Origin of the sequence: Okeania sp. SIO2C2, from assembly GCF_010692625.1 — a bacterium.
In the GTDB taxonomy this organism is placed as follows: Bacteria; Cyanobacteriota; Cyanobacteriia; order Cyanobacteriales; family Microcoleaceae; genus Okeania; species Okeania hirsuta.
The window spans coordinates 1-24,699 of the sequence record NZ_JAAHGM010000025.1 but is presented as its reverse complement, the minus strand read 5'-3'; the positions used below and the strand labels follow the sequence as shown (position 1 = coordinate 24,699).

Here is a 24,699-nt window from a genome sequence, read left to right as displayed (position 1 = left end):
GACATGATGTTATCCCATTAAAAGGGGAGGCTTTCAACCACAATTTTTCAGTAAAAATATGAACAATATAAACTAATTAATATTTTTAGGACTTACGCAAATTGACTTTTAAGCCACCATTTCTAGGGGCGAATTGTATTCGCCCTCCCCATAAGTAGAGTATGGTGCGTAAGTCCTGATTTTATAAAAGTGAATCCATTAGAGTCATTACCTCAATAGCCTCATCTGATAATAATAGTTGAGATTCTACCTTTGACTCTTGACTCTTAACTTTTGAATTTATTGTGAGGTGATGCTCCAAAAGTCCTTTGAGGGCAATTAATTTCATACTATTTTCGGCTAAAGTTTCTGATATCGCCTTAGCTGCAGGTAAATAACCGATCGCTGCTAAATCCATCAGTGCGGAGCGTCGTAATTGTAGATTATCGCCATCTAATGCTTGAGTCAGATATTCTCCATAAACTGCTTCTCCGGTTAGTTGATATAGGGCCCGGGCAGCAGCATATTGCACTTTCTGTACAGGATGTTCGATAAAAGGTTTAATTAAAGGAATTGCAGATTGAGCTTCAAGTGTTCCTAAAGCTTCAATAATGTCCTCGTAGGGTTGAACAAGATGAGGCTTACCTGGAACTAATACTGCTGCTTCAACCCCTCCATCTAAAAGTTTAATTAATGCAGAAATGCAGCTAGGGTCTCCCAACATTTCTAATGCTTCTGCTGCTGCTTCTCGTACATAGTAATCTGAACATTCCAAACATTTAATCAAAGCTGGTACAGCTTTTTTTTCTTCTAACTTACCCAAAGCTCTAGCTGCGTTGCGTCTAAGAGGATATCCACCATCCTCTGTTCGGTCAGAATCATCTTCTAGTGCTGCAATTAAGCCTTCTACCGCAGCAGGTATACTTACTCGAAATCTTCCCAACCACCAAGCGGCATAATATCGTTTACCTAACTCTTCATGGCGTAGATTAGCGATCGCCTCTTCTACTGTTAGAGACTCGCCATTCTCTGTTACTTCTTCTGAAGGTAATTCCAAATACTGCTGCTCCATCTTTTAAAGATATAAGCTATCCTTGTTTATTTCTTCCCAAGAAATACTGATAACTGATAACTGAAAAAACGATGCCTGGATAGATAAACAGATACTAACTACACGCCAGCACCTATATACCTGTCCGGGCTACGTTAAATATTAGCTTAGGGTAGTTAATTTAGTGAAAATTCATTTCACATTTACCACCTAATTACGTTTCCAACTACTAGCTAAGAGCGTTAATAGCATAATCAATATAGTTGTTAGCTTCAGTTCCAGGTTGACCAGTTATTCCATGGTTCGCCTTGATGTACTTTAGAGCTTCAATATACCAGCTAGGAGACAACTCGAAGGTTTTGTTAATTTCATCAATTCCTGCAATGAGTATCTCATCCATAGGACCTGTACCACCTGCAATCAGACAGTATGTTACCATCCGGAGATAGTAACCAATGTCACGAGAACACTTTGCTTTTCCTACTGGAGTAGAAGCAAAGGTAGGTCCCTGAGTTGTAGTAGTGTAGGGGAACTTGTTGTATACTGCTTGAGCAGCTCCATCAATCAAGGTTTGAGATTTGCTAGTAAGAGCTTTAGCAGCTTCTAAGCAAGCAGCAGCACGTCCGAAACGACCAAAGGCAGCATTGATTTCTGTGTTAGTCAAAAAGCGGCCTTGAGAATCAGCAGCAGTTACTGCTTCAGTTAGAGGAGTTTTCATGTTTGAGGTACTTCCCTTATTATTGTGAGTACAATTTTTGGTACGATTTTAAAAGCTGTAGAGATGCTCAGGTGCATCCTTACAAAAAAGTTTTTTACAGTTTTTTTTAGGCAACTGCTGCTGCTGCACGGTCGAAGTAGCCACCAATCTCAGAGATTAGAGAGGAGCAGTCTCCAGGAGTAATACCATTTGGATCGTTAGCAATAGCAATAGCTGCATCTTTCATTTTTTGCACGCCTACTGCTACAGAAGCACCAGGAGTTCCTAGAGCTAAGTAAGTTTCACGAAGACCATTGAGGCAACGGTCATCTAGTACACTTGCATCACCAGAGAAAATAGCATAAGTTACATAACGTAGGATAATTTCCATGTCACGCAAGCAAGCAGCCATACGACGACTTGTATAAGCATTTCCACCAGGAGCAATTAACTGAGGCTGATCTGCAAATAGAGAACGAGCTGCATTAGCAACGATAGTTGAAGCGTTGCTAGTAATACGGTTAACTGCGTCTAAACGCTTATTGCTATCTGCTACCATTGCGCTTAGAGCGTCGATTTGGCTAGCAGTAACAAAATCACCCCTGGCATCTGCCTGGGAAACTACTTTTGTAAAAGCATCAAACATCGATTAATTCTCCTAATTTGATTTTTTTTAATTGCTTTTCGATGCTATGGGTATTTTTTTAGTTTTTTCAGCCTAGCTGCCCATGGCTGGAAAAGTAAAATTGGGCTGTTTGAAAATCCTGAGAAAATCCTACACCGTTTATGAGAAGCTTTTCAACCTCATCAATCAATGTTTTTGTTGATTTTCGTTTATCTTTATCACCCTTCAGATATTCTTTATACAATGCTGTTGTGTTTTTATTTATTACAAATTATTAACAAAATTTTCTACACAATAGCAAAGTTAAACAGGATTTAAGGCCAACTGTCTTTCTAGGTCAAATAGAAAGCCATGAATATACTCTTCTGTCCATTCAGGGCCATAAAATCTGGTAAACATTCCCCTAGCTGGATCTTTCTCAGCTCGATATCTCAGATAACGTAGTTGTGCCTCCTTGATTTCTGCTAATTTCTCCACATTACTAATAGGTTCTGCTTGCTTTACAAAAATTAAATAAGCTTGTAGGTAATCTTTGAAGGCTTCAAACACTCTTGTCTCGACTAATTCATTTTTTTGAGGACGAGTCCAAAGAAAGGCTGGAGAAAAGAATGGGATTGCTTCTTCAGGAAAATCTCCTCCCCAAGGCAAATGCTGCTGATGCGTTTGGAAGGTATCCCATATTGGCTGAGTATACTTTTCTTGATACTGAGGATCATCGCGAAATAAGGGCTGCATATCTAGGGCAATGAGATGTCCCCCTGGCAAGGTAACTAGGTCTGCCCCAAAAAATGGCAAATCATAATTAAGGTGGGGAAATATTACAAAATTTAACACTTGGAGGGCACTGCCACCTTGAACATGAGCTGCTCTAATTTGTCGGAGCTTGGGACTACAGTAGGCGTAACTGGTTGTATCTACTTCTTGTTCTTTTTTGCCCTTGCCAGTTATAGCAACTTTATGTTCAAATCCAGAGGGTATAGGGTAAGGTTTTAGTTCTAGTTCTTGCTTGAGCTGAGTTAGAGCATAATCTAGAAAAGGTTGATACAAATTCACTATATTTTCAGTTGGTGTCATTACCTATGTATTTCAGCAATTTATCTACAAAAATTTAGCTCACACCCCCCTGGATGTGTTAGAAGGGTGCGAGTATCAATTTTTAACTGAATAGTTAACAAAATTATTGGAATTATCGGGTTGCATTGGGAACAGCTAATGGTACAGCATCTTCAAACAAGAATTCGTAGAGAAATTTTTCTGACCATTCATGGCCAAAATAACTGCTAAATAATCCTGACGCTGGGTCACGATCTGCACTATATTGATCGTAATCTTTTTGGGCTTTAATTACCTGTTGAATATCTTCTGTTCGATCAAGAATTTCTGCTTTATCTAACATTTCCCAATACAAGTTAATGTATTGTTTATAGGCTTCAAAAAATGTAGTTTTCACTGTTTTTTCATCTGTTTTAGCAAACAGTAAATATTTAGAAAAATATTGGTTAGCATCATAAAATTTCATTTCTAATTTTTGAGCTAAGTCATTATATTTTTCTCGTAGCGATCGCATTGGTTCTATATATTTTTCTAAATAAGATTCTTCTTGAAATAAAGGTTGAAAATCTAATACTACTAAGATTTTACTTTTACCAAAAGATAGTAGGTCAGTTCCTAAAAGTGGAACGTCATAGTAGTAACTAGGATAAATAACACTATTAAATACCTGCGCTGAAGCCCCTGCATCAATATAGGTATAACGTATTTTTCTTAGTTGAGGACACTCATAACACCAACTTTGGATAGTAGCTTGATTCTTGCCTCGATTACTAACATTTGCTTCTAAACCAGCAGGAATTGGTCTACTGCTTAAGTCAAATTTACTGAATAGCTCTTTTTCTAAGTGTTCTAAGAATGGCTTGTACATTGATACTTATGGTCACATATTAAATCATTTTACAGATTAATTGATGGCCATAACCTGAGTCTCATTTCTCATAAACAAAGCAATAATCCTTCATAAAGTCAAAAGGCAAAAATTAAATGTCAAAAGTTTAAATCAGTATGCAAGGGAAAAATTTACTCAATATTCAGTTTGTTTCTTTTTCCATCACTAACACAGCAGGTTTTTGTTTAATGTTCTTTTCTAAAGGTCTAACTTTTTCGACAAACTTAATAAACTGTGTATAGTCTGGAATTTTAGCATGAGGAATATAATCAGCATTTCCAATAATACTTGGTGGTGCTTTCTTCATTAAATCAATAATTCGTTGCTTTAAATTACGGTTTATTTGGGGTTCTAATAAAACCAAACTTGGGGGAATTAATCTGCTTTTGTGAATAATTTTAAAATCATTTTAAACTAATTAGGGTTTGCTGAAAAAGTCTTATGGGTGAGGGTAGGAGACAGGAGACAGGAGACAGGAGACAGGAGAAAAGGGAATGAACGAGGAGGTAGGAGTAAGAATTTTCCCTTGATTTTTCTGCCCAACTCTGGCCTAAAATGCTAATTTTTGAACCATTACGACCTAAAAGCTTGGACTTTTTCTAACTAAAAAATGCTAAAACCTTTATCTGTCAATGCTTTGAGATTTAATCAGCAAGCCCTAATTACCTTGCGGCATCTAGTCCAGAGATGCTTCTCTCCCCAAGCGTTTGCTCTATTGCGTCTTTTCCTACGGAATGCTTCGCAAACGTTATCAAGAGCCTGTGGATCTATGCCCTACGGTACAGTTCAAACCTCAAAAACTTTGGTTCTCTGGTACTTGATGCTTAAAGTTTTATCTACATTAATACTATACTATTCATTTTGACAATAACTATTGAGAATATTCAGAAATATTTCAGAGATATTAAAAATTTAATTCTCAAAAATCAAACTGATTTAGTAATTATTTTTAACCAAGTTCTGATGGTACTTGTTGCCAAAGTAAACGATATAGTTGTATGGGTTTGTCCTTTCCTTTAACCATCACTGGTGGAATTTTTTCTAAGGGAAAATTATGTTCTGTAAGTTTTTCTTTTGTAGTTTGACTAATCATAATTTCGTCAGATTTTGCTTCACTACATATTCGGCTAGTAACATTAGTCGTATCGCCAATAGTCGCGTATTGAATTAATTTTTCTGAACCAATATTTCCAGCTGCTACTTTACCAGAATTAATTCCTATATGAATAGCAATTGGTTGTTGATGACTTTTTTCTCTCTGCTTATTTAAACTACGAACAGCCCACTGCATATCAATTGCTGCTTTTATCGCTTTTTCTGCATCATTAGCAGTTTGATAAGGAGCACCCCAAATAGCAAATAAAGCATCTCCAATATATTTTTCTAGAGTTCCTTCATACCTAAAAACAATATCTTCTACCATAATTTTAAAATATTCATTCAGCATAGATATTATTTGGCGTGGCTCCATTGTTGAAGACATTTTTGTAAAGCCACTAATATCAGAAAATAAAGCAGTTACTTCTGTATCAATTATTTCTAATTTTTCTGTTTCTTTAAGTTTTCTAGCTACATTTCTAGGAAAGAAGCGCTCTAATTTATTTCGGATAATTGCTTCTACTTGTATCTTATTATAAAGTTGAGTATTCTCTATAGCGATCGCTGCTTGATTAGCTAAACCTGTCATAAATTCGACATCTTCATCAGAATAAACATTTGATAATGATAAATTATCGGCATATAATACTCCGATAATTTTATCTCTAGGTTTGAGGGGTATACAAACTGCTCCATGAATTGATTGAGAAACAATTGATTCTGGATTGTTGAAGCGCTGATCGAGACAAGCATTTGTGGTCAAAAAAGTTGTACCTTTTTCTAGAGCAAAATTAGTAATATTTTTGCTATAAAATGAACCTTCAATATTAATTCCTACTCTTCCTTTTACTGCTTTTTGTTCAAGTTCTCCAGTTGTTTCATTCACTAAAAGAATAACAGCTCGGTCTACTTTGATAATCTGAAATAGCAACTCAAGAATTTTTTCTAGTAATATTTCTGGTTCAGTGGGAGAAGAAAGCTGTTTGTTTACTTCCAGCAAAATTTTTAATTTGTCTACTGCTTGGAGATTACTATCTTTTTCCTTCAGTTTAAGCACTGATAATGAATCATCTTGTTGCTGGTCTAATAGTTCGTTCAACTCAGTTTGATTAGACTCTTGTGAGTATTGTTTAACAATATTTGTTAGACCTATATCTTGTGCTTGACTAGAATTAGTAACAAATTTAAAAATTGCATTTCCACAATGAATTAAATCTCCTTCTTTGAGTATGCAGCTATCAATTTTAATTCCATTAACAAAAGTACCATTACTACTATTTTGATCGACAATATTAACGCTATCTTGAGAAATTACAACTTGTGCATGATGACGGGAAACACTTGTTTCGTGAGTAATAGCAATAATATTATCTCTTTCTCTACCAATAGTAATTTCACCTGTGAGTAATTCATATACTTTTTCATTGCCAGTATCTGGAGCATAGATGAAATAAGGCATTTACTGTACCTCCTAAAAAGTATGATTAATTAGGGCTTGCTGATTAAATCTAAAAGTATTTACAGATAAAGGTTTTAGCCTTTTTGGGGGCTTTAAAAAGTGCCTGGTTTTCAGTTCTTCACGCTCAAAAAGTTAGTATTTTAGGCCAGAGTTGGGCATAAAAATCATTCTTAAAATTCTTACTCCTACCTCCTCGTTCATTCCCATTTCTCCCCTCCTGGGAGGGGGAGGGGCGAGGGGTGGGTTGTCTCCTGTCTTCCCCTCCTGGGAGGGGTTGGGGGTGGGTTGTCTCCTGTTTCCTACCCTCACTCATAAGACTTTTTCAGCAAACCTTAATTAAATATATAGCAGTCCTCGACACAGTTATGCAGAAAATATCTGGGAATTAGGGAATAGTTTAACTGGGGTAAGAGTTTCAAACTTTTTATTGATATTAAGTAAGTTTTACAAATCTTGTATATATAAGGACTCTAAATATTCTTTGAACAAATACTAATTTGAGAAAGTACATCTAAAACTTAGTCGAACTTTCCTCTATATACTTTGATTTTTTATAACCTATAGAGGATGTCTATAGTAAAATATAGATAAATAACTAATATCATGTCTGCAGTTTATCGTTTGTGTAAACCCAAGGGTAAATATCTACAGAAAATTTAAGTTTTTTTCAGGCTTTTAAGCCTTTTTCCTTCTTTCTTCTTCCTTACCCGACAATACTGATGCTACTGAACTTGATATAAATCAAATTAAATCTAAAATATTTGCGAGAAGGAATATGGAATAGAGTAAAAGGATTAAACAATTTTTTTTGACCTCATCTTAATTTCGATTTGAGCAGAAAATTGGAATTAGGAACATAGAGAAAATACAGCCTACTTCCGTCAAATATGAAGCTCTATAATTGGTACAAATACACAACATATTTTCAATACCATCACTAAAACTTGATGCAGTTTTACCAAAATTAATTTGCCACTCAATATTATTTAATTAAAATATATATCTGAAAAATTTTCAGATATGCAGTTCAAAATATTTATATTTTATATTACAAACCCCTATTCTATTCTCTGTCCTCTATTCACTCGTCTCATAAATAATATTAAATTAGTATCCTTTTATCTAGATAGGGTGTAGAGCAGATGGGGAGATAGGGAGAGTATTTAATGCAAATTACTAAAAATAATGTGATAGTTATTGAACACTTCAGTTATTAAGTAACAAGTCAGGATAAGTAATTTTTTTAGCAATTATTTGTATGAAGTAAAGATATCTTATTCGTTATTTACCTACTCCCTACTTCCAAGAATATGTAGCAAAAATACATTAACTAGTTGTCCGTTATAAGCTACTAGCAGTCAGCGCAAATAGTCCACATAAAAAAGACATCTAAAAGCTTGGGTTGAAATCCCCGACTTCTAGCTTATCGTTTAATTTTAGGAGGGATTGAAATCCCCTTCTTAAAAGCTGAATGCTAAACGCTCTCTCGCTGTTTGCGGAGCATTCCGGACCGAAGCGCTTTTTAAATTTGGTATAATTACACCCTATAAAGTATTTTTGATAACCGGATTTAGTGTAATTTACGGAAATCGGATGAATATTAAAATCCTATTGAAAAAAACCAGTATTTTAGCTTCTAACAAATACTGGTTTTTTTAATTTTATAATAGTTTATTTTAAAATTGAGTAAGTATAGCAGTCGAAGCAAAGGTTAGGACAGATCAAAAGCTTAAAACTCAGACAACGCAAGATTTTTCCTTCTTCCTTCTGCTATATGGCTAAACTTATTTCAGAAATGAACCTACTACACCATTCATATCACTATCTAAAGGATCGCCCAAAGCAGTAAATTTCCACAATGTATTATCTCGATAAACTGCTCCCATTAACATTGATATTTTACCTTGATAAGTACCATTACCAGATAAAGTATATTTTGCTATTTCTACTCCTTTATGATCAACAGCTCTAACAAAAGCATTTTCTACCATTCCAAATTGTTGTTTCCTTTCTTTAGCTTGATAAATACTTACTGCTAAGATAATTTTTTGGTATTTTTCAGGAATAGAGTTTAGTTTCAAGATTATTTGTTCATCATCTCCATCTCCTTCTCCAGTCAGATTATCACCTGAATGAATTACTGTCTTATCCTTAGATTCTAAATGACCATAATAAATTACATCTTCTTTGTAGTCTTTGAGTTTGTCATTCTCTCCTAATAAAATTGCATAACCATCAAGGTCAAAATCCGATCTATTACCAAATAAACCAGCTAAACCACTTGCAGATTTAGCAACATCCCATCCTAGTCCCATTGTCAGTCTTGATAGATCGTATTCACTTTTATCAAGTACAATTTTTTGTCCTTTTTTGAGGTTGATACTCATATATTTATTACCCTGTATAAACTCTAAAAAATTTTAACAAAAGTCAAGAAGGAATCATACCAATTTGATAAATTTTTGGTACAGATAGGTAGGAGACGTTGATTATAACTACTTCCTTTTTGTATAAACTTCTTGATCTGAATTAAGCGACAAAAATCTATAATTTTAATGCTTTTTTTCTTTGTTTATTCTGCCAACTGTGGTTTTGCTTCTTCCTTACCTATACAATTTGTAACATTCTTTTTCTAGCCTTCCTATCATTTAGTATTACCCTACTAAATAAAATCCGGTTTATAGTGACAGGGTGAAACTCTTACTTCCGAGCAGTTAAATTTAGTGACTCAATTTTTGGCTAAATAGTTAACCAAAATTCTGTAAAAATAATTTTCAGAATCTGTTGTCAATCTCTCAGTTACTAATTTTAATTTTCGGCCTCAACCCAATGTAAGTATTCAGCTATTATCAGCAGTTAGCAATAAAAATTAAGTCAGTTGTTGGGTAATTCAGTCTAGACAATTTGTAGAGGTACTTTGATATATATCTCAGTTTATCTAATCTCCTTTATCTATTTCAATACTTTTAATTCTTCTAACTTCACTTATTATTATGCTAGTAACTAATAGCTGATAAATGAAAGCTAAATGCTTGCCACTCAATTAATTTACAAAACTACTTTTTACCTGGTTGCCAATTAAATCCATATTTATAAAATTCGTCTGCCTGACTATGGCTTTGAAAATATTTTTCCTCTTTAACAATCATAATTTGAGAGTTAATATTTTTTACCAATGCTGCCACACAAAAACTACGATTACTATCAGGATTATTCAATTCTAGATAAATTTCTTCACCATTACTTATCTTGAAGAACATTCTTCCATTTACAGATTGAAAATCTCTAGCACCTTCATATATAAAAGCAAAGAATAGTACCCTTTTAATTAAATCTGGTCTGAAAATATACATATTTTCACCATCATTTGCTATACCTGTCCGGTCATCTTTATCTAAATAAATGTAAGGTGAAATTTTTCTGGAGCCAAAGTTTTTTCCTAAAGGTTGAATAACTCCCTTTTCACCATTCATCATTTCATACATACAGCCTAAATCTAAATCTGGCATACTATTACTGCCAAATATTTTTTCTATCAAACCACCTTGACTATTTTTAACGGCTTCCCAGTTAAGATTAACATGAACTTGAACAGGATTAGCTCTCTCATCTTTGCTCAAGTCTATTTTATGAAAATCTCCAGTTTTTTCCAGTTTAATAACCATGATTTTTAGTCTTTCATAGTAACAACAAAAGTAATAGGGTTTCACGGAAGTTATAAAGTAAACCCCCCTGTTACTCCCCAAGGGGGGAAATAAAAAGTAAGATTTTATAGACTCGAAACTTTTACGATACAGTAATTTCAGGAAATTATTTCACATATTTAGTTTGAAACTGTTTGTGACATTTTTAAAGTGAATTGGTATCAGTATTTAGCTATCTCACCGTCAGCTTATTGCTAATGTAATACCGTCAACAGGAGTAAAAGTTAATCAGAGAGTGCGTTAGTTTAACTTCTACTAAATTCAATCTCAGGAATTCCTATTCCGGCTCTAAAGGTATAGCGCTGTGCGCAGGCAACAGGCAACAGCTCATCTGGCAACAGGGGGAATAAATTGCTGATAATATAAGACTTTTAGCTATTTGGCCTTTCCTGCAATTTGTAAATATACCAGCGCTCATTGCTATAATAGTAGCAAATCAAGTTATTATAGTCTAGTTACCTCCCATTCAAAAATATTTCATCAGGCAAAGACTTTGACTTTTTTAAAATTAACTCTTTGCGCTGATAAATGACGCCTGAATGTTTATTAATAAAGTATTTGGCAATCCTCAAATCTGAATATTATCAGAACTATTCCCTGTTCTCTTTTCCCTACTAGCTACCATTATTTATTAACAACTACTCAGTATTTTTTACTTTTATTTTTCAAGTTTTTTGTTTTAGCGATCGCCTTACCCAAAATACTCTTTTAGTTATTAGTAAACGTATTTTTCTACAAAGGTTTGTAACCCAGCATTATATCCTGTTCCTACTGCTTGAAATCTCCACTCACCATTTTTATTATAGAGACGACCAAATTCTATTGCAGTTTCTCTAGAAAAATCTTCTTCTAATTCATACTTAGTTATTTCTTCTTGAGTCTCCAAATCATAAACTCTAATGAAAGAATTTTTAACTTGCCCAAAGTTTTGCCTTCTTTTTTCTGCTTCATGGATAGTTACAACAAAAAGTAGTTCTTGAATACTAGAATTAACATTAGTTAAATCTACTTCTATTGTTTCATCATCCCCTTCCCCTTCTCCAGTTCTGTTATCTCCCCAATGCTTTACAGAACCATCTGGAGATTTTAAATTATTGTAGAAAACAAAGTATTCGTCCTCTGGAATTTTTCCATTATCTTCTAACATAAAAACAGAGGCATCTAAATCAAATTCTGTACCTGTATCAGTAGGATTAACATCCCATCCCAAACCAATAGCAACTTTTGTTAAGCCTGGTGCATCCTTAGAAAGATTAATTCTGTGACCTTTGCTGAGTTTAACAGACATTTATTTTCCCTCTCTAAATAAATAATTTAAAGCATTTTTCAAGATAATAATTTATATTTATCTTGATTGATTATTTTGCATTAAGGTCATTTCAGTTATCACTTATGAACCTATCCCACTATTTTTAACAGGGTTATTTGATTAAGTAAAATTTGTTTGAAAACCTTGATTTTTCGTTTTTAACTCTCAAAATATTTAGGGTTTTTAGCAAAAATCTTATTACTGGGATAGACTCACTTATAAGTACCTCCTGGAATAGGGATACTTGAAATTCTGAACTTTCTTTTTTTATCTCCTTTAAAGGGGAAGCTTGAGACCTTATTTTTGTGTCAGAATAATTCATGGGGGTAAAGTTTAGCAAATAGCAAATCAAGTAAATTTTGAACTGAACTTTCTTTTTTTATCTCCTTTAAAGGGGAAGCTTGAGACCTTATTTTTGTGTCAGAATAATTCATGGGGGTAAAGTTTAGCAAATAGCAAATCAAGTAAATTTTGAACTGAACTTTCTTTTTTTATCTCCTTTAAAGGGGAAGCTTGAGACCTTATTTTTGTGTCAGAATAATTCATGGGGGTAAAGTTTAGCAAATAGCAAATCAAGTAAATTTTGAGTTGAGGCAATGTCTATGTTACTTAAACTCTCAAATTCTTGAGTAGATTTTCAAACATATACTCGCAGCTATTTTCTAAACTAAACCTATTTCGTAAGCATTTTCTGCGGAATGCGAAGCTAAAAGCAATCAGCTATTAGCCATTAGCTATTGCCGAAGGTCTGAGGCAAAAGCAACCTTTGAAATTGAGAGAGAATTAAAAGTTACTGCTAAAGTAGGTTCTCTTCACCGCAAGCAGTATTCATTTAAACCTCTCCTTTAAAGGTTAAAGGTGGGGATATGATTGCTGATAGCTAACTGCTAAGAGCTGAATACTTACCCTATTTCTATTTTATCAGAGTTATTTTTTCCCCATGAATAATTCACCGAATCAATTAACTAGGTATATTTTTGTACAAAATTTTCTAAGCCAGAATTATAACCTTCTCCTACTGCTTGAAATTTCCATTCACCATTTTTTTTATACAATTTCCCAAACTCTATAGCTGTTTCCCTAGAAAAATCTTCTTCTAGTTCATACTTAGTTATCTCTTCTTGAGTTTCCCCATCATAAATTCTGATGTAAGAATTTCTCACTTGCCCAAAGTTTTGCCTTCTTTTGTCTGCTTCATATATAGTAACAACAAAAATAATTTCTTCAATTGTCGAATCAACCTTTGATAAATCTACAGTGACAGTCTCATCATCTCCCTCTCCTTTTCCTGTCCGACTATCTCCCATAGACTCTACTGAACCATCAGCAGATTTAAGATTATTATAAAAAACAAAATATTTCTCTTGAGGAATTTTGCCACTTGCTCCTAACATAAACACAGAAACATCAAGGTCAAAATCTGAACCTGTATCTGAGACATTTACATCCCATCCTAAACCTGCTGCAGCTTTTTTCATTCCAGGCGCTTCTTTGGACAGACTAACTCTTTCACCTTTACTAAGATTAATACTCATAAATATTTCCTCGATTTATTTACTATTTTTAACTACAACTAGCACAACTCTGATTACGGAAAAGGATTACAACCAAATTTTAATTAAGATTTATAATTATGACAAAAATATGATTCCAACCAACTTTTACTATTTAGTAATGAGATGAAAACCTAAATAGTATCTACCAAAAAATTTCTCTGATTAGGATTGGGAACAGAGAAAAGTTTTATCGTAACCATTAAGCTATTAGCTGTCAGCTATTAGCAATAATATCCCAACCTTAAGGAGGGGGTTTAATGAATATAGACTTTAAAGGATATTTTTGTAGTTAAGATTTAATTTTGACTCAATTAATAAACCTTTTATCTAAAACTAAAGGCAATAGCTAATAGATGACGGCTGAATGCTTAAGTTTTATCCTTAGTTTAAACCTATTACTAGACTGTTTTATCTTCAAAAAGTTTATTGTTTTTGCTAGTATGAAATACCTCAAGTTTTACTTAATCATCTTCTTAAGATTGATCAATCATATTGAGACTACAATATCTCAATTTTTTGAGCAAATCCTAAATAAACTATACTATTTTCAAGAACTATTTATACATTATTTTTTTGATATTAAAAGCCTACTATAAGCGGAAAAATTGGTTTTACCATCAAGGAAAATTTGGATTATTCATTGAACTAATGATAATTGATTTGCAAGTATAATATAGATAGCCATCTTATTTTATAGCATTTCTCAAGTTACTAAGGTACAGTTGTTTTTCTTCTTTTCTATGTAAGTATTCAGTCGTCAGCATTCAGCTATCAGCTATTGCTTCTGAGCTTTATTAAACCCTATATTAAGGGGTATTATTAAGCCAGAATACGGTGATAATTAAATCTTACAAAAGCAGGTTCCTTTGAGGTTAAAGTCTATATTTATTTAGTAAGGATTCAGGTGAGAGTTTTATTGCGCTCGAACTGACAGCTAATAGCTGTTTGCGCAGCATTCCGTAGGAAATGCTTACTTTTCTATTCCCACCGAAACCGAATTACTAATCCCTACTCCTTAAAATAAGCTAATTTTGTATCTAATCAGTAATTGTGATAAATTATAGATTTTTAGGGAACAGAAAACAGGAAATAGGAAAGAAAAAAAACTGTATCCGATCGAAATAAAAAACGCTACACACTAGACTTTTAAGGAATAGTCAAATTCTCACATATGATTCCTGATTGCTATATAAATTTTGTCATTCTTGTTAGAGATTAGGTATTTACAGTGTATTCCTTCTTTTCGCTGATAAATATTTTGCTGAACACTCTGGAAATCTCCCCTTAATTCCTACCTCCTAATTTCTTGATTGAATAATTTGTTTCTGATATTCATCTTCTGTCATTAAATCTGTGGTACTTTCCACACGGTCTAAAAATACTAGACCTTCTAGATGATCGTATTCATGCTGAAAAATTCTAGCAACAAAATCTGTTAATTCTTGTCTTTGAAGTTTTCCCTCTCGATTAGTATATTCTACGTTTATTACTCTATATCTTGGTACTAAACCTCTAATTCCTGGCACACTTAAACAACCTTCCCACTCCTTGACTCTATCTTCTGAATGAGATATTAATCTAGGATTAATCATAGCTGTTGGCTCCATTTTGGGTGCATTTGGATATCTGAGATTGGGTCGAGATGCAACAATGAATAAGCGATCGCTAATTGAAACTTGTGGAGCAGCAATTCCCACACCATTTGTTTCAATTACTGTGGCAATTAAATTATCAATTATTTGCTGTAAATTTTGATCCCAAATATTATTAACAGGTTGAGCTTGACATCGCAATATTTCATTGCCTAACTGAGCTACTTGTAATACTTCCATAATTTTTTCCTCTACTAATTTTCATCAAAAAAAAGGGAATAAATATTTTTTATTGATTCCTCTACTCCCTACTTTGTCACAACTTACAGATTTGTGAGTATTTCAAACTACTTATCTAAGACGTTATAGTTTTAAAATTTATTCAAGTCTATGTTTATTATATAAGCTTCTATAGGGTTTAAATCGTAAATAAATTCAAGGGCAACTTTTTCTGTTTGAGGTAAGTATTCAGCCGTCAGGTATTAAAAAGTTGGTAGTGGGGCATTGTCATGATGGTCTATTGTAATTATTTTGGTCAATGGGAAGGGAAATGGAAGCATCTTGCTCCCTTGCTAGGCGTCGTTCATCCACATTTACCATTACTATGTAGAACTACCAAAAAATTATCTTTGAAGGAAGAATCAGAGTTGAAAAATTGAGCAAAAATTAAAAGTTACTTTCAAAGCAAATTAGCTAATCTTCCTTATTAATTACTTGGTGCTTTTTTACCAACCGAAAAGCTTTTTGTGTAGTATTCCGCAGGAAAAGCTGACCAGCTAATACCTGAATGATTACTGTTTGAGCAATCACTCTAATTACTTGGAAGTCTCCGAAAATAATTTCCTTCGCTTAAGAAGAAGTCTCACAATTGGCAATAGTATTACCATACTAACAGTAAGTATGAACCTATCCCACTATTTTTAACAGGGTTATTTGTTTAAGTAAAATTTGTTTGAAAACCTTGATTTTTCGTTTTTAACTCTCAAAATATTTAGGGTTTTTAGCAAAAATCTTATTACTGGGATAGACTCATCCAAAGACTTTGAGAAATTTGATTCTGAAACAGAATTCCGATTTATACCAATTTGATCAACGTTTGTTACAAATAGTAGAAGTAAGAAAGAAGGAATAAGGAAGAATTAAGAAGGAATAAATATTGAAAAAAAAGGAAAAACGATAGATATAACCATCTAAAATGAACTGGAGAAGCTGTTTTTCAACAGATATGATCGAGATGCACTTTTTATAGCATTCTTTTTTCAAACTGGTATTAGCGACCGCTAATAGCAAGTGCCCAACGCAAATTTTATTCCATTAATTCACCTAGGACAAAACTTAAGAGAAAAGGTGTCAAAGAATATTGTAATTTGCGCAAGAAATAACCAAAGACTCCGATGGCTAACATTAACAAAATAGACAGAATACTACCGTGGATAGAGAAAACCTCAATAAATGCCATTACTGCTATTCCAGCTACTAGCAGCCAATTAGGCAAGAGCAAAATACGAGCAAACAAACCTACCAAAGAAAGATTTAGGAACAACAACATTAAGTTCCCTATATACATTGAAGCAATTAGTCCTCCAGCAATTTCCGGCTGTTGGGTAAATAACATTAGGTTGAGCTGAATACTATAGAGTAATAATGCACCCAGTAAAATAGCAGTAGTACCACTACCTGGAATTCCTAAAGTCAGTATGGGGACAAAAGCTCCCCCTGCCGCTGCATTATTAGCTGCTTCTGGGGCAGCTAAACCCCGAAAATCTCCTTTACCAAAAGTTTGTTCCTTTCATTTCACAAAAATATTTCTGGTGTCAATTTTCTTTTGGGTGAGTAAAGATTACCAAATAATTAAGTAGAGCAAGCTAAAAAAAAGACGTTGCATACTTAATCCAAAAACCCCTAAAGCCATTGAATATAAACTTTTGAGCTAATTTACAATTTGATACATAGCGCCCAAAATTTACCATGTTTTACTTAGTAGATGGATGAGAACTAGCAATTCCTAGAACGGGAGCAAAATGCTCCCACTGCCTTGCCCTATTACAAAAATAATTACAATGGACTACTAACATTAGACATCTAGGAAAATCAATCTCAAACCTTTGCAATTACTAGACTAAAATTTAGTTTCTGGAGATGTCTATTAAAATGTACCACTACCCCGCAACAAAGCCCAAATAACCTCTAAACTATCCTCTTAATCGAGATGGTAAGTTACCAGTACGCAACTGAAAACTTAAGTTCTGACCATTACGATTAACTTCCAAATCCAACAAACTACCCACAGTTTTATTCTGAACAATTTGTTGTACATTTTCAGATTCAGTAATAGTTTGATTGTCAATTCTTTGAATTATATCTCCTGGTTGTAAACCACTTCTATCCGCAGGAGATCCAGGCACAACTTGCATAATTAATACCCCTTGGTCGCTGAATAACCGAACATTTGTACTTAAGTTTCGGTTGAGTTCTTGCCTAAGTTCCGGTGTCAGAGTTTGCATCGCAATACCCAAATAAGCGTGTTCTGCTTTACCCCCCTTAATTAATTGTTGAGCAATTTGTTGAGCATTATTGATAGGAATTGCAAATCCTAAGCCTTGAGCGCCATCAATAATAGCTGTATTAATGCCAACCACCTCACCATTTTGATTGAGTAGAGGGCCACCAGAATTACCAGGATTAATCGCAGCATCTGTCTGAATAAATCCTACTCGCTTATCTGGAACACCCACATCACTACTAGAACGACCCGTAGCACTAATAATACCAACTGTTACAGAATTATCTAGACCCAGAGGGTTGCCAATAGCGATCGCCCATTCTCCAGGTTGCAGGTTATTTGAATCTCCCACAGTTACGCTAGGAAGGTTATTAGCATCTATTTTAATCACAGCTACATCAGTTATAGAGTCTGTGCCCAAAACTCTACCTTGTAAGCGACGGCCATCTTTAAGGACAACTTCCACAGTCGTTGAACCTTCTACAACATGAGCATTAGTGAGGATATTACCATCAGAGCTAATGATAAAACCAGAGCCAGTACCTCGCTCAACTGGTCCAGAACGTGAGGGAGGTTCATAACCATAGAAATCTTCTGGTATTCCTCGACCAAACATATTAGGTCGTTGACTGAATGTTCGAGAAGCATTAATCCTAACTACTGCCGGACCAACCTTTTGGACTGCATCTACAATAAAGTTACCATTGGAAATAGGTGCTCTAACTGGTAACCAATTAGAGTTTTCTGAGTTAGGAATACCATAATTATTAGAAGATGATTGAACGATCTGTGTTGAATTTTCCGAAGAGCTAGTTGTCTGTGGGAATATAATACGTTGGCCCAACAATGCTCCTCCAGCTCCTGCCAGTATTAATAGATAGGTTAAAGGTTGTTGCCAAAATACTTTGTCTGTGGTTCTTTTCATTGTTATTTGTTTATGTTTGTAATTGGTTCGTCTGTTAAGAATGAATAATTAGGGTTTAGCTTCCTGATGAATAATTTTTCTTTAATTTTTACTACAATACCTCTGGGGTTTATTACTTATTTTTTACTGCTGAATGTTTACATGAGATAGCGATATGTTAAATTTAACACTGATCGAAAATGATGTCCGGTTATTTAGAGTTAGTGATTCCACACCTATACTTAAGTTTTTTATACCATTTTCATAAAATATTCCTACATAGACCGAAGAAGTAGTACCGGAGCAGCAGTGCGACCCCCTAAATTTCATTAGTTGATCTACTTGTGGAGACCTGAATACCTCACTAACTCACCCTGTACCACACCAAGAGAGGGAAAAATAAGTGTATGGAAAAAGATAAAAAAAGGGTGTTGCTGATTTTTGCTATGATCTTTCTTGAATAGCGATTTCGGTACGGAACGCGCACGGGAATCGCCTAACTATTAACTCAAAATAACTCAAAAGGATTTTAGACTTTGCCCAATTTAATTTTCATAGCTTGATTCAGCAACGCCTATGGAAAAATATAAGAAAAAGGTTAAATACTTACAATATCTGCGAGGGATTAAATTTTATATTTAAGGCAGAAAACACAAATTAAGCTCTAACTACCTTGGGGTAAATAGGGTGATGAAAATGCAACGTTCAACTTTCAATTAGTTAATTTTTATCAAATAATTATCATAAGTACTTGTGCCAAATTTATTTAATATTTGTTAGTAGGGAGTAGAGAGTAGGAAGTAGGGAAGAAAAATATAATTGTATACTTGAGCAATAGATATAAAAATATAAAAATGATTTTGTCTAATTATTTAACCCGGTCATTAAATATACAATTAATTTTCTATGACTACTTACTAAGTTACATATAAATTAATCTACTATTACCTCTCTATTAACCTTTATAGCAATGTGCGCTGGAATATTTACAAATTACAAGAACTGTCCAATAGCTAAAAGTCTTATATTATGGTTTTTTATTCCCCTTGTTGCCTGTTGCCTGTTGCCTGTTGCCTGCGCACAGCGCTATACTATATTTACTATCCCTAAAAAAAATATCCGGTTGTTTTTACACAAATCAGTTTCATATCATTTCTGCATACACCTATGATTTATTTAATGGCTGCTTATTAATAAAAAAAATGATGACAAGATATAAATCTAACGCTAAAAAAAATTTTATTCAAAATTACTTTTGTTATTGACTTCTGAATTATGAACAAGCTAAATGATGATCAAGTATTCCTATAGAAGCATTAATATTAGTCTATCTAACCCTTTTAATCTCAAGAGATAAAATGTCAAAATAACTACTTGTTTACCACTATAGAATTGCTATTAATTTAATTTTAAATCACCAATAAAAAACCTTTTTATCAATCTAAATATTTCGGGTTTCCACATATAAATAAAGTCTTTTTGGCAAAACACATGAGAAACCCGACAACTAAAATTTGACAGTATAGGTGAGGATAAACTAAGTCAATAATTTAGTGAATTAATCTTCAGCAAAAATGTAGCGATAGAGTTCATCTGCTCCTGGTTCTGGACTACCTGTAGCAAACTCAACTGCTTCAGCAATCAACTTTTCAATCTTTTGATCGATTGCTTCCAACTGTGCAACATCCGCCAAATTATTTTCTGTCAGATAAGCTGTAAATTGTTTGATAGGGTCACGAGAAAACCAATATTCTTTTTCTTCCTTATCCCGTAATTCATCAGGGTCAGCCAAAGAATGTCCTCGGAATCGATAAGTTAAAGCCTCAATTAAAGTAGGTCCTTCACCAGCACGAGCTCTCGCAACAGCCTCTTGAGCAGCAGAATGTACTGCCAATACATCCATACCATCAACCTCCACACCTACCATACCAAAGGCATGAGCTTTCTTATAAATCTCAGGTTCAGAAGTAGCCCGTTCGTGAGCCATACCAATTGCCCACTTATTATTCTCCACTACATAAATAATTGGTAGTTTCCACAACGTGGCCATATTAAGGCATTCAAAAAATTGGCCGTTATTACAAGCTCCATCTCCAAAGAAACAGGCTGTCACTTGGTCTGCAGCTTCATTCCCCATGCTTTCCCGACGATATTTACTCTGAAAAGCAGCCCCAGTTGCTACAGGAATACCTTCAGCAACAAAAGCATAACCTCCCAATAAATTATGTTCAGCCGAGAACATATGCATCGACCCACCACGACCTTTAGAACAACCTGTAGCTTTACCAAATAATTCAGCCATAACTTCCCGTGCTGGTACACCAGCGCTTAAGGCATGAACATGGTCTCTATAAGTACTGCAAACAAAATCTTCATCTTGGCGCATAGCTTTAATCACACCAGAAGAAACTGCTTCTTGTCCATTATAAAGATGAACAAAGCCAAACATTTTACCTCGATAATACATTTCAGCACACTTATCTTCAAACAAGCGCCCTAAAACCATATCTTCGTATAGTATTAATCCTTCTTCTTTAGAAATTTTTATACTATTGGTATCAAAAGTAGGTAATGTACGTTCTTGGATCATTTTATCTATCCTAAGTTAGTATTATTAGTAATAAATCTTATATTACAAGTTAAAGGTTTAGTAAAAGGCTCCAATGAATTTATATTTAGTAGTTTATAGGAGAATTGCGTATTAGAGCAAACAAATGTAACTAGCTTTTTACTGATAAAGTGCCATAAAGTTTGAAATATCCTTTGCTTTAGAGAAGAGATAAAAAATAATATGTTTGTCTTAACAATAGCGCTATATGATATGATTAAGAGTTGATAAAACCTAAATTATAGGGGTAGGATTTGGCTCCTTATGTAATTAAGATGCTAGAATTAAATAATGAAGTAGTGAAGATACTATAAAAAACTCATGTATTCTAGCCGAATCCAAACTACGGGGCGCACTTAAACATTACAATCAAAACTTATGTGAGATTGTGGCTCTGGGGTCTAAGTTTTTGAACCTACATAATTATATAGTTTTTCTGTATTACAGATAAAGATGATCGGGAATTGTGAATATTTCTGTTTGAATATTTTCAAAATGGTTATTGTTCCAACTATTCCTCGTGCTTTAGCTAAGAGGTGGTCGAAAAGATTGGTAAAGTGACAAAAATCTTTCTAAATTTAGTTAGCAATATCGGATATTATCGGCTAACATAATAAGCTAATTATAGTAAATTATATTAACTCGCCTTTGAGGAAGTGCACTGTGCGGATTCCATTAGATTATTACCGAATTTTGGGTTTACCAATTCAGGCTACTGTCGAACAGTTACGACAGGCACATCGTGATCGCACTCAGCAGTTTCCGAGAAGAGAGTATTCGGAGGCGACAATAGTTGCCCGCAAACAACTTGTAGACGAAGCTTATGCTATTCTGTCTGACCTAGAACAACGGCAAACGTACGATGGCAGTTTTCTGAGTAAAACCTACGGTCCGGAATTAGAACAAGTAAGTCCAAGTTCTGAGATAAATCTTGAGAAAGTACAACAAGAAGAAGAAAAAGAAACAAAACTTCAACAAACAGAAGAAATCCTTCCAAAAGTAGCTTCTAGGCGTTTAACAAGAGGTATCCGCTCTCACGGTAGCGAAACTCCAGTTACCCATGAGTTTGACCCTAACACTCCCAGTATAGAAATAGAAGATAGACAGTTTGTGGGTGCTCTCTTAATTTTACAGGAATTAGGAGAATATGAGTTGATCTTAAAGCTGACTCGTCCCTACCTAATCAATAATAGTATTGCTGTCAAAGATGGGCGTTTTGGAGATCCAGTATTAGTTCTACCAGATATTGCCCTAACGGTTGCTTTAGCAAATTTAGAATTAGGTAGAGAGCAATGGCAACAAGGACAATATGAAAGTGCGGCAACAGCTTTAGAAGCAGGTCAGGGATTATTGCTACGAGAAAACCTATTTGTCCAAATTAGAGGAGAGATACAAGCTGACCTCTATAAGCTACGTCCTTATAGAATAATGGAATTAGTCGAACTACCAGAAGAAAAAGCATTAGACCGTCGCCGTGGGTTAGAAATTCTTCAAGATATGTTGAATGAAAGAGGAGGAATTGATGGTCAAGGTAATGATCAATCTGGATTAGGGGTTGAAGATTTTCTGAAGTTTGTTCAGCAGCTACGTCACTATTTAAGCATGGCAGAACAAAAGAAATTATTTGAGTCTGAAGCTCATCGTCCTTCTGCCGTTGGTACATATTTGGCAGTTTATACTTTTTTAGCTCAAGGGTTTGCCCAAAAACAACCAGCCTTAATTCGTAAGGCTAAGTTTATGCTGATGCAATTGGGTAGAAGTCAAGATGTCAATTTAGAGAAAGCTGTATGTTCATTACTTTTAGGACAAACTGAAGAGGCTAATAGATCGTTAGAACTAAGCCAGGAACACGAACCTTTATCCTTTATTAAAGAAAATTCTCAAGAATCTCCAGATTTACTACCAGGTTTGTGTCTCTATGCTGAACATTGGTTGACGGAGGAAGTCTTTCCACATTTCCGCGACTTATCTGACAAGCCAGCTTCTTTGAAAGACTATTTTGCCGATCAGCACGTTCAAGCTTATCTAGAAGCTTTGCCTGCCGAAGCAGAAGCAACTAATCAATGGGTAGTTGTTCAACCCCGTCGTGGTCATGATACAGAAGAGACATTCTATCAAAAAGAAACAGACCAATCTTCAGCCTTAAATTTGGAACAAAAACGTATCTCTAGTGTGGGTAACGCTGCTACTGCCACTATGGCCTCAACTAGCACAGGAACTTCGAATCAACTAGAAGCTAGTTCTTATCAGTCACCTCAAGAAACATATAAATCATCTTCTATAGATATACAAAAACAAGGAAATTCCTTGAGCTATAGTCGCTATTCAGAGAGAGTTAGAGAAAAGAGTAGAAGTAGTTTACCTCAGTTAAATGAAAATATGTCAGTGGGTAGTAAAGAATTACCCCAATCAATGCCTGAGCAAAGTCCACGCAGAACATCAACCAGAAGAGAACCTGTTAAGATTGGTCGTTTAATATTAATAGCAGTTTTGGGATTATTAGCAATAGGATTGATTGGGTTTGTGGCCATAAAAACTATTGGCTGGTTAGCAAATGCTTTGGGTTTAGGTAGGGAACAACCCATGGTACAATTGGATAGACCTCCATTGGAAATTCCAGAAATTAATCAGGACAGTCTCACAGCATCAGGTCCAATTAAAGAAGAAATCGCACGCATAGCTATTCAAAGTTGGTTAGATACTAAGGCTACAGCTCTAGGTCCTAATCATCAAACTGAGCAATTAAAAAATATTCTCGTGGATCCAGCACTGGAACGTTGGTTACCTACAGCTAATGCTTTGAAGCGAGAGAACTCTTATCGAAAGTATGAGCATAGTTTAGAGATAAAAAATTTAAATATGAGTAACACTAATACCAATCAAGCTCAAGTGGATGCTCAAGTTAGAGAAAAGGTAGAGTTTTATGATAATGACAGATTAACCAATTCTCAAAATGATAACTTGCTTGTTCGTTACTATTTGGTTCGTCAAGATGGAAAATGGAAAATTCGTAATTGGAATGTACTCCAATAACTTTTAAGTCGTAATTCTAATATCTTGTTTTTTTCTTCTTATGATCCTGAAGCTAAATCTATTTTTATCCTATATTCCGCACGACAAAATGTAGTACATAAAGATGGGAAAACTTGAGTAAGTATTTAGAGTTATAGTAAATAGTAGTGGAGTGGCACACCTAAAACTGTGCAATAGATTTTTGTTTCTAGGTGTCTTGATCTCCCCATCTCCCAATCTTCCCATCTTCCATCTAATATCATGTCCGGATAAGAGCGTGATCAAAAAAACTTTCTCTTTATTCTTCTTTCTTCCCTCCTGACTCCTGACTCCTGACTCCTTCGTCGTTTATTTATAACTGTTCAACCGGACATGTATTATATCCTACAAAATGCTACTTAATCTAGTGTCTTAATAATCAGAAAGTATGATAGTATGAAAACTCCAAAAAATATTTGGGTTTACTTTGATGAGGAAATACGTGAAGAACATATTTCTCTCGCGAGTCAAAAATTTTCTTATGTCTATAGATCACTGGACAGTACAAAGTTCTTAGTGGAAAAAACGGCGTTGGTGAATTAAGGTATGATTTGAGAAAGGAGCGATATAGCTGCCGCTAGGCTCCGCCAACGCTAATTAGGCAGAAAAATTATGAAATGT

Annotated in this window: 17 protein-coding genes and 1 pseudogene; 1 reads left to right on the top strand and 17 read right to left on the bottom strand. The window is 34.5% G+C overall.

What is annotated here, in order from left to right; all coding sequences use genetic code 11:
• Window positions 1-181: 181 nt before the first annotated feature.
• The 17 genes and pseudogenes from F6K18_RS19975 to pdhA form a co-directional block, all read right to left on the bottom strand.
• The gene (locus F6K18_RS19975) at window positions 182-1,051 is read right to left on the bottom strand and encodes a HEAT repeat domain-containing protein (protein ID WP_287523263.1); all 870 of its coding nucleotides are present in this window, start codon (window positions 1,049-1,051) and stop codon (window positions 182-184) included.
• 208 nt (window positions 1,052-1,259) lie between these two features.
• The gene (gene cpcA, locus F6K18_RS19970) at window positions 1,260-1,748 is read right to left on the bottom strand and encodes a phycocyanin subunit alpha (RefSeq protein WP_287523260.1); all 489 of its coding nucleotides are present in this window, start codon (window positions 1,746-1,748) and stop codon (window positions 1,260-1,262) included.
• Window positions 1,749-1,854: 106 nt separating this feature from the next.
• Complete coding sequence (locus tag F6K18_RS19965; RefSeq protein ID WP_287523258.1) at window positions 1,855-2,373, bottom strand: phycocyanin subunit beta; 519 nt, start codon at window positions 2,371-2,373, stop codon at window positions 1,855-1,857.
• A gap of 67 nt (window positions 2,374-2,440) precedes the next feature.
• Window positions 2,441-2,596 (bottom strand): hypothetical protein, encoded by a 156-nt coding sequence (locus F6K18_RS19960; protein WP_287523255.1) that lies wholly within the window; start codon window positions 2,594-2,596, stop codon window positions 2,441-2,443.
• Window positions 2,597-2,655: 59 nt separating this feature from the next.
• Window positions 2,656-3,426, bottom strand: coding sequence for a phycoerythrobilin:ferredoxin oxidoreductase (locus tag F6K18_RS19955; protein WP_287523252.1), 771 nt, complete (start codon window positions 3,424-3,426; stop codon window positions 2,656-2,658).
• 112 nt (window positions 3,427-3,538) lie between these two features.
• Window positions 3,539-4,273 carry a 15,16-dihydrobiliverdin:ferredoxin oxidoreductase gene (locus F6K18_RS19950; protein WP_287523249.1) on the bottom strand — a complete coding sequence of 245 codons (735 nt, stop codon included), beginning with the start codon at window positions 4,271-4,273 and terminating at the stop codon, window positions 3,539-3,541.
• 163 nt (window positions 4,274-4,436) lie between these two features.
• The gene (locus F6K18_RS19945) at window positions 4,437-4,658 is read right to left on the bottom strand and encodes a hypothetical protein (protein ID WP_287523246.1); all 222 of its coding nucleotides are present in this window, start codon (window positions 4,656-4,658) and stop codon (window positions 4,437-4,439) included.
• 585 nt (window positions 4,659-5,243) lie between these two features.
• A complete protein-coding gene (locus F6K18_RS19940) occupies window positions 5,244-6,851 on the bottom strand; it encodes an adenylate/guanylate cyclase domain-containing protein (RefSeq protein ID WP_287523244.1) in 1,608 nt (535 codons plus the stop codon).
• Window positions 6,852-6,975: 124 nt separating this feature from the next.
• Complete coding sequence (locus F6K18_RS19935; protein ID WP_287523242.1) at window positions 6,976-7,164, bottom strand: hypothetical protein; 189 nt, start codon at window positions 7,162-7,164, stop codon at window positions 6,976-6,978.
• A 1,471-nt stretch (window positions 7,165-8,635) separates the two neighbouring features.
• Complete coding sequence (locus F6K18_RS19930) at window positions 8,636-9,238, bottom strand: TerD family protein (protein WP_287523240.1); 603 nt, start codon at window positions 9,236-9,238, stop codon at window positions 8,636-8,638.
• 669 nt (window positions 9,239-9,907) lie between these two features.
• Window positions 9,908-10,516 (bottom strand): hypothetical protein, encoded by a 609-nt coding sequence (locus F6K18_RS19925; RefSeq protein WP_287523238.1) that lies wholly within the window; start codon window positions 10,514-10,516, stop codon window positions 9,908-9,910.
• A gap of 754 nt (window positions 10,517-11,270) precedes the next feature.
• Window positions 11,271-11,843, bottom strand: coding sequence for a TerD family protein (locus tag F6K18_RS19920; protein WP_287523236.1), 573 nt, complete (start codon window positions 11,841-11,843; stop codon window positions 11,271-11,273).
• A gap of 986 nt (window positions 11,844-12,829) precedes the next feature.
• Entirely contained in the window at window positions 12,830-13,399 is a 570-nt protein-coding gene (locus F6K18_RS19915) for a TerD family protein (RefSeq protein ID WP_124154806.1), read from the bottom strand.
• Window positions 13,400-14,718: 1,319 nt separating this feature from the next.
• The gene (gene def / locus F6K18_RS19910; protein ID WP_375341332.1) at window positions 14,719-15,252 is read right to left on the bottom strand and encodes a peptide deformylase; all 534 of its coding nucleotides are present in this window, start codon (window positions 15,250-15,252) and stop codon (window positions 14,719-14,721) included.
• 1,066 nt (window positions 15,253-16,318) lie between these two features.
• Window positions 16,319-16,786 (bottom strand): annotated as a pseudogene (locus F6K18_RS19905) (tripartite tricarboxylate transporter permease); the annotation flags it as partial.
• Between the two features lie 418 nt (window positions 16,787-17,204).
• Window positions 17,205-18,440, bottom strand: coding sequence for an HhoA/HhoB/HtrA family serine endopeptidase (locus tag F6K18_RS19900; RefSeq protein ID WP_124146643.1), 1,236 nt, complete (start codon window positions 18,438-18,440; stop codon window positions 17,205-17,207).
• 1,537 nt (window positions 18,441-19,977) lie between these two features.
• Window positions 19,978-21,009 carry a pyruvate dehydrogenase (acetyl-transferring) E1 component subunit alpha gene (pdhA, locus tag F6K18_RS19895; protein WP_287523234.1) on the bottom strand — a complete coding sequence of 344 codons (1,032 nt, stop codon included), beginning with the start codon at window positions 21,007-21,009 and terminating at the stop codon, window positions 19,978-19,980.
• Window positions 21,010-21,690: 681 nt separating this feature from the next.
• Here pdhA and F6K18_RS19890 point away from each other — a divergent pair.
• On the top strand, window positions 21,691-24,060 hold the full coding sequence (locus F6K18_RS19890) for an IMS domain-containing protein (protein WP_287523232.1): 2,370 nt from the start codon (window positions 21,691-21,693) through the stop codon (window positions 24,058-24,060).
• Window positions 24,061-24,699 lie beyond the last annotated feature (639 nt).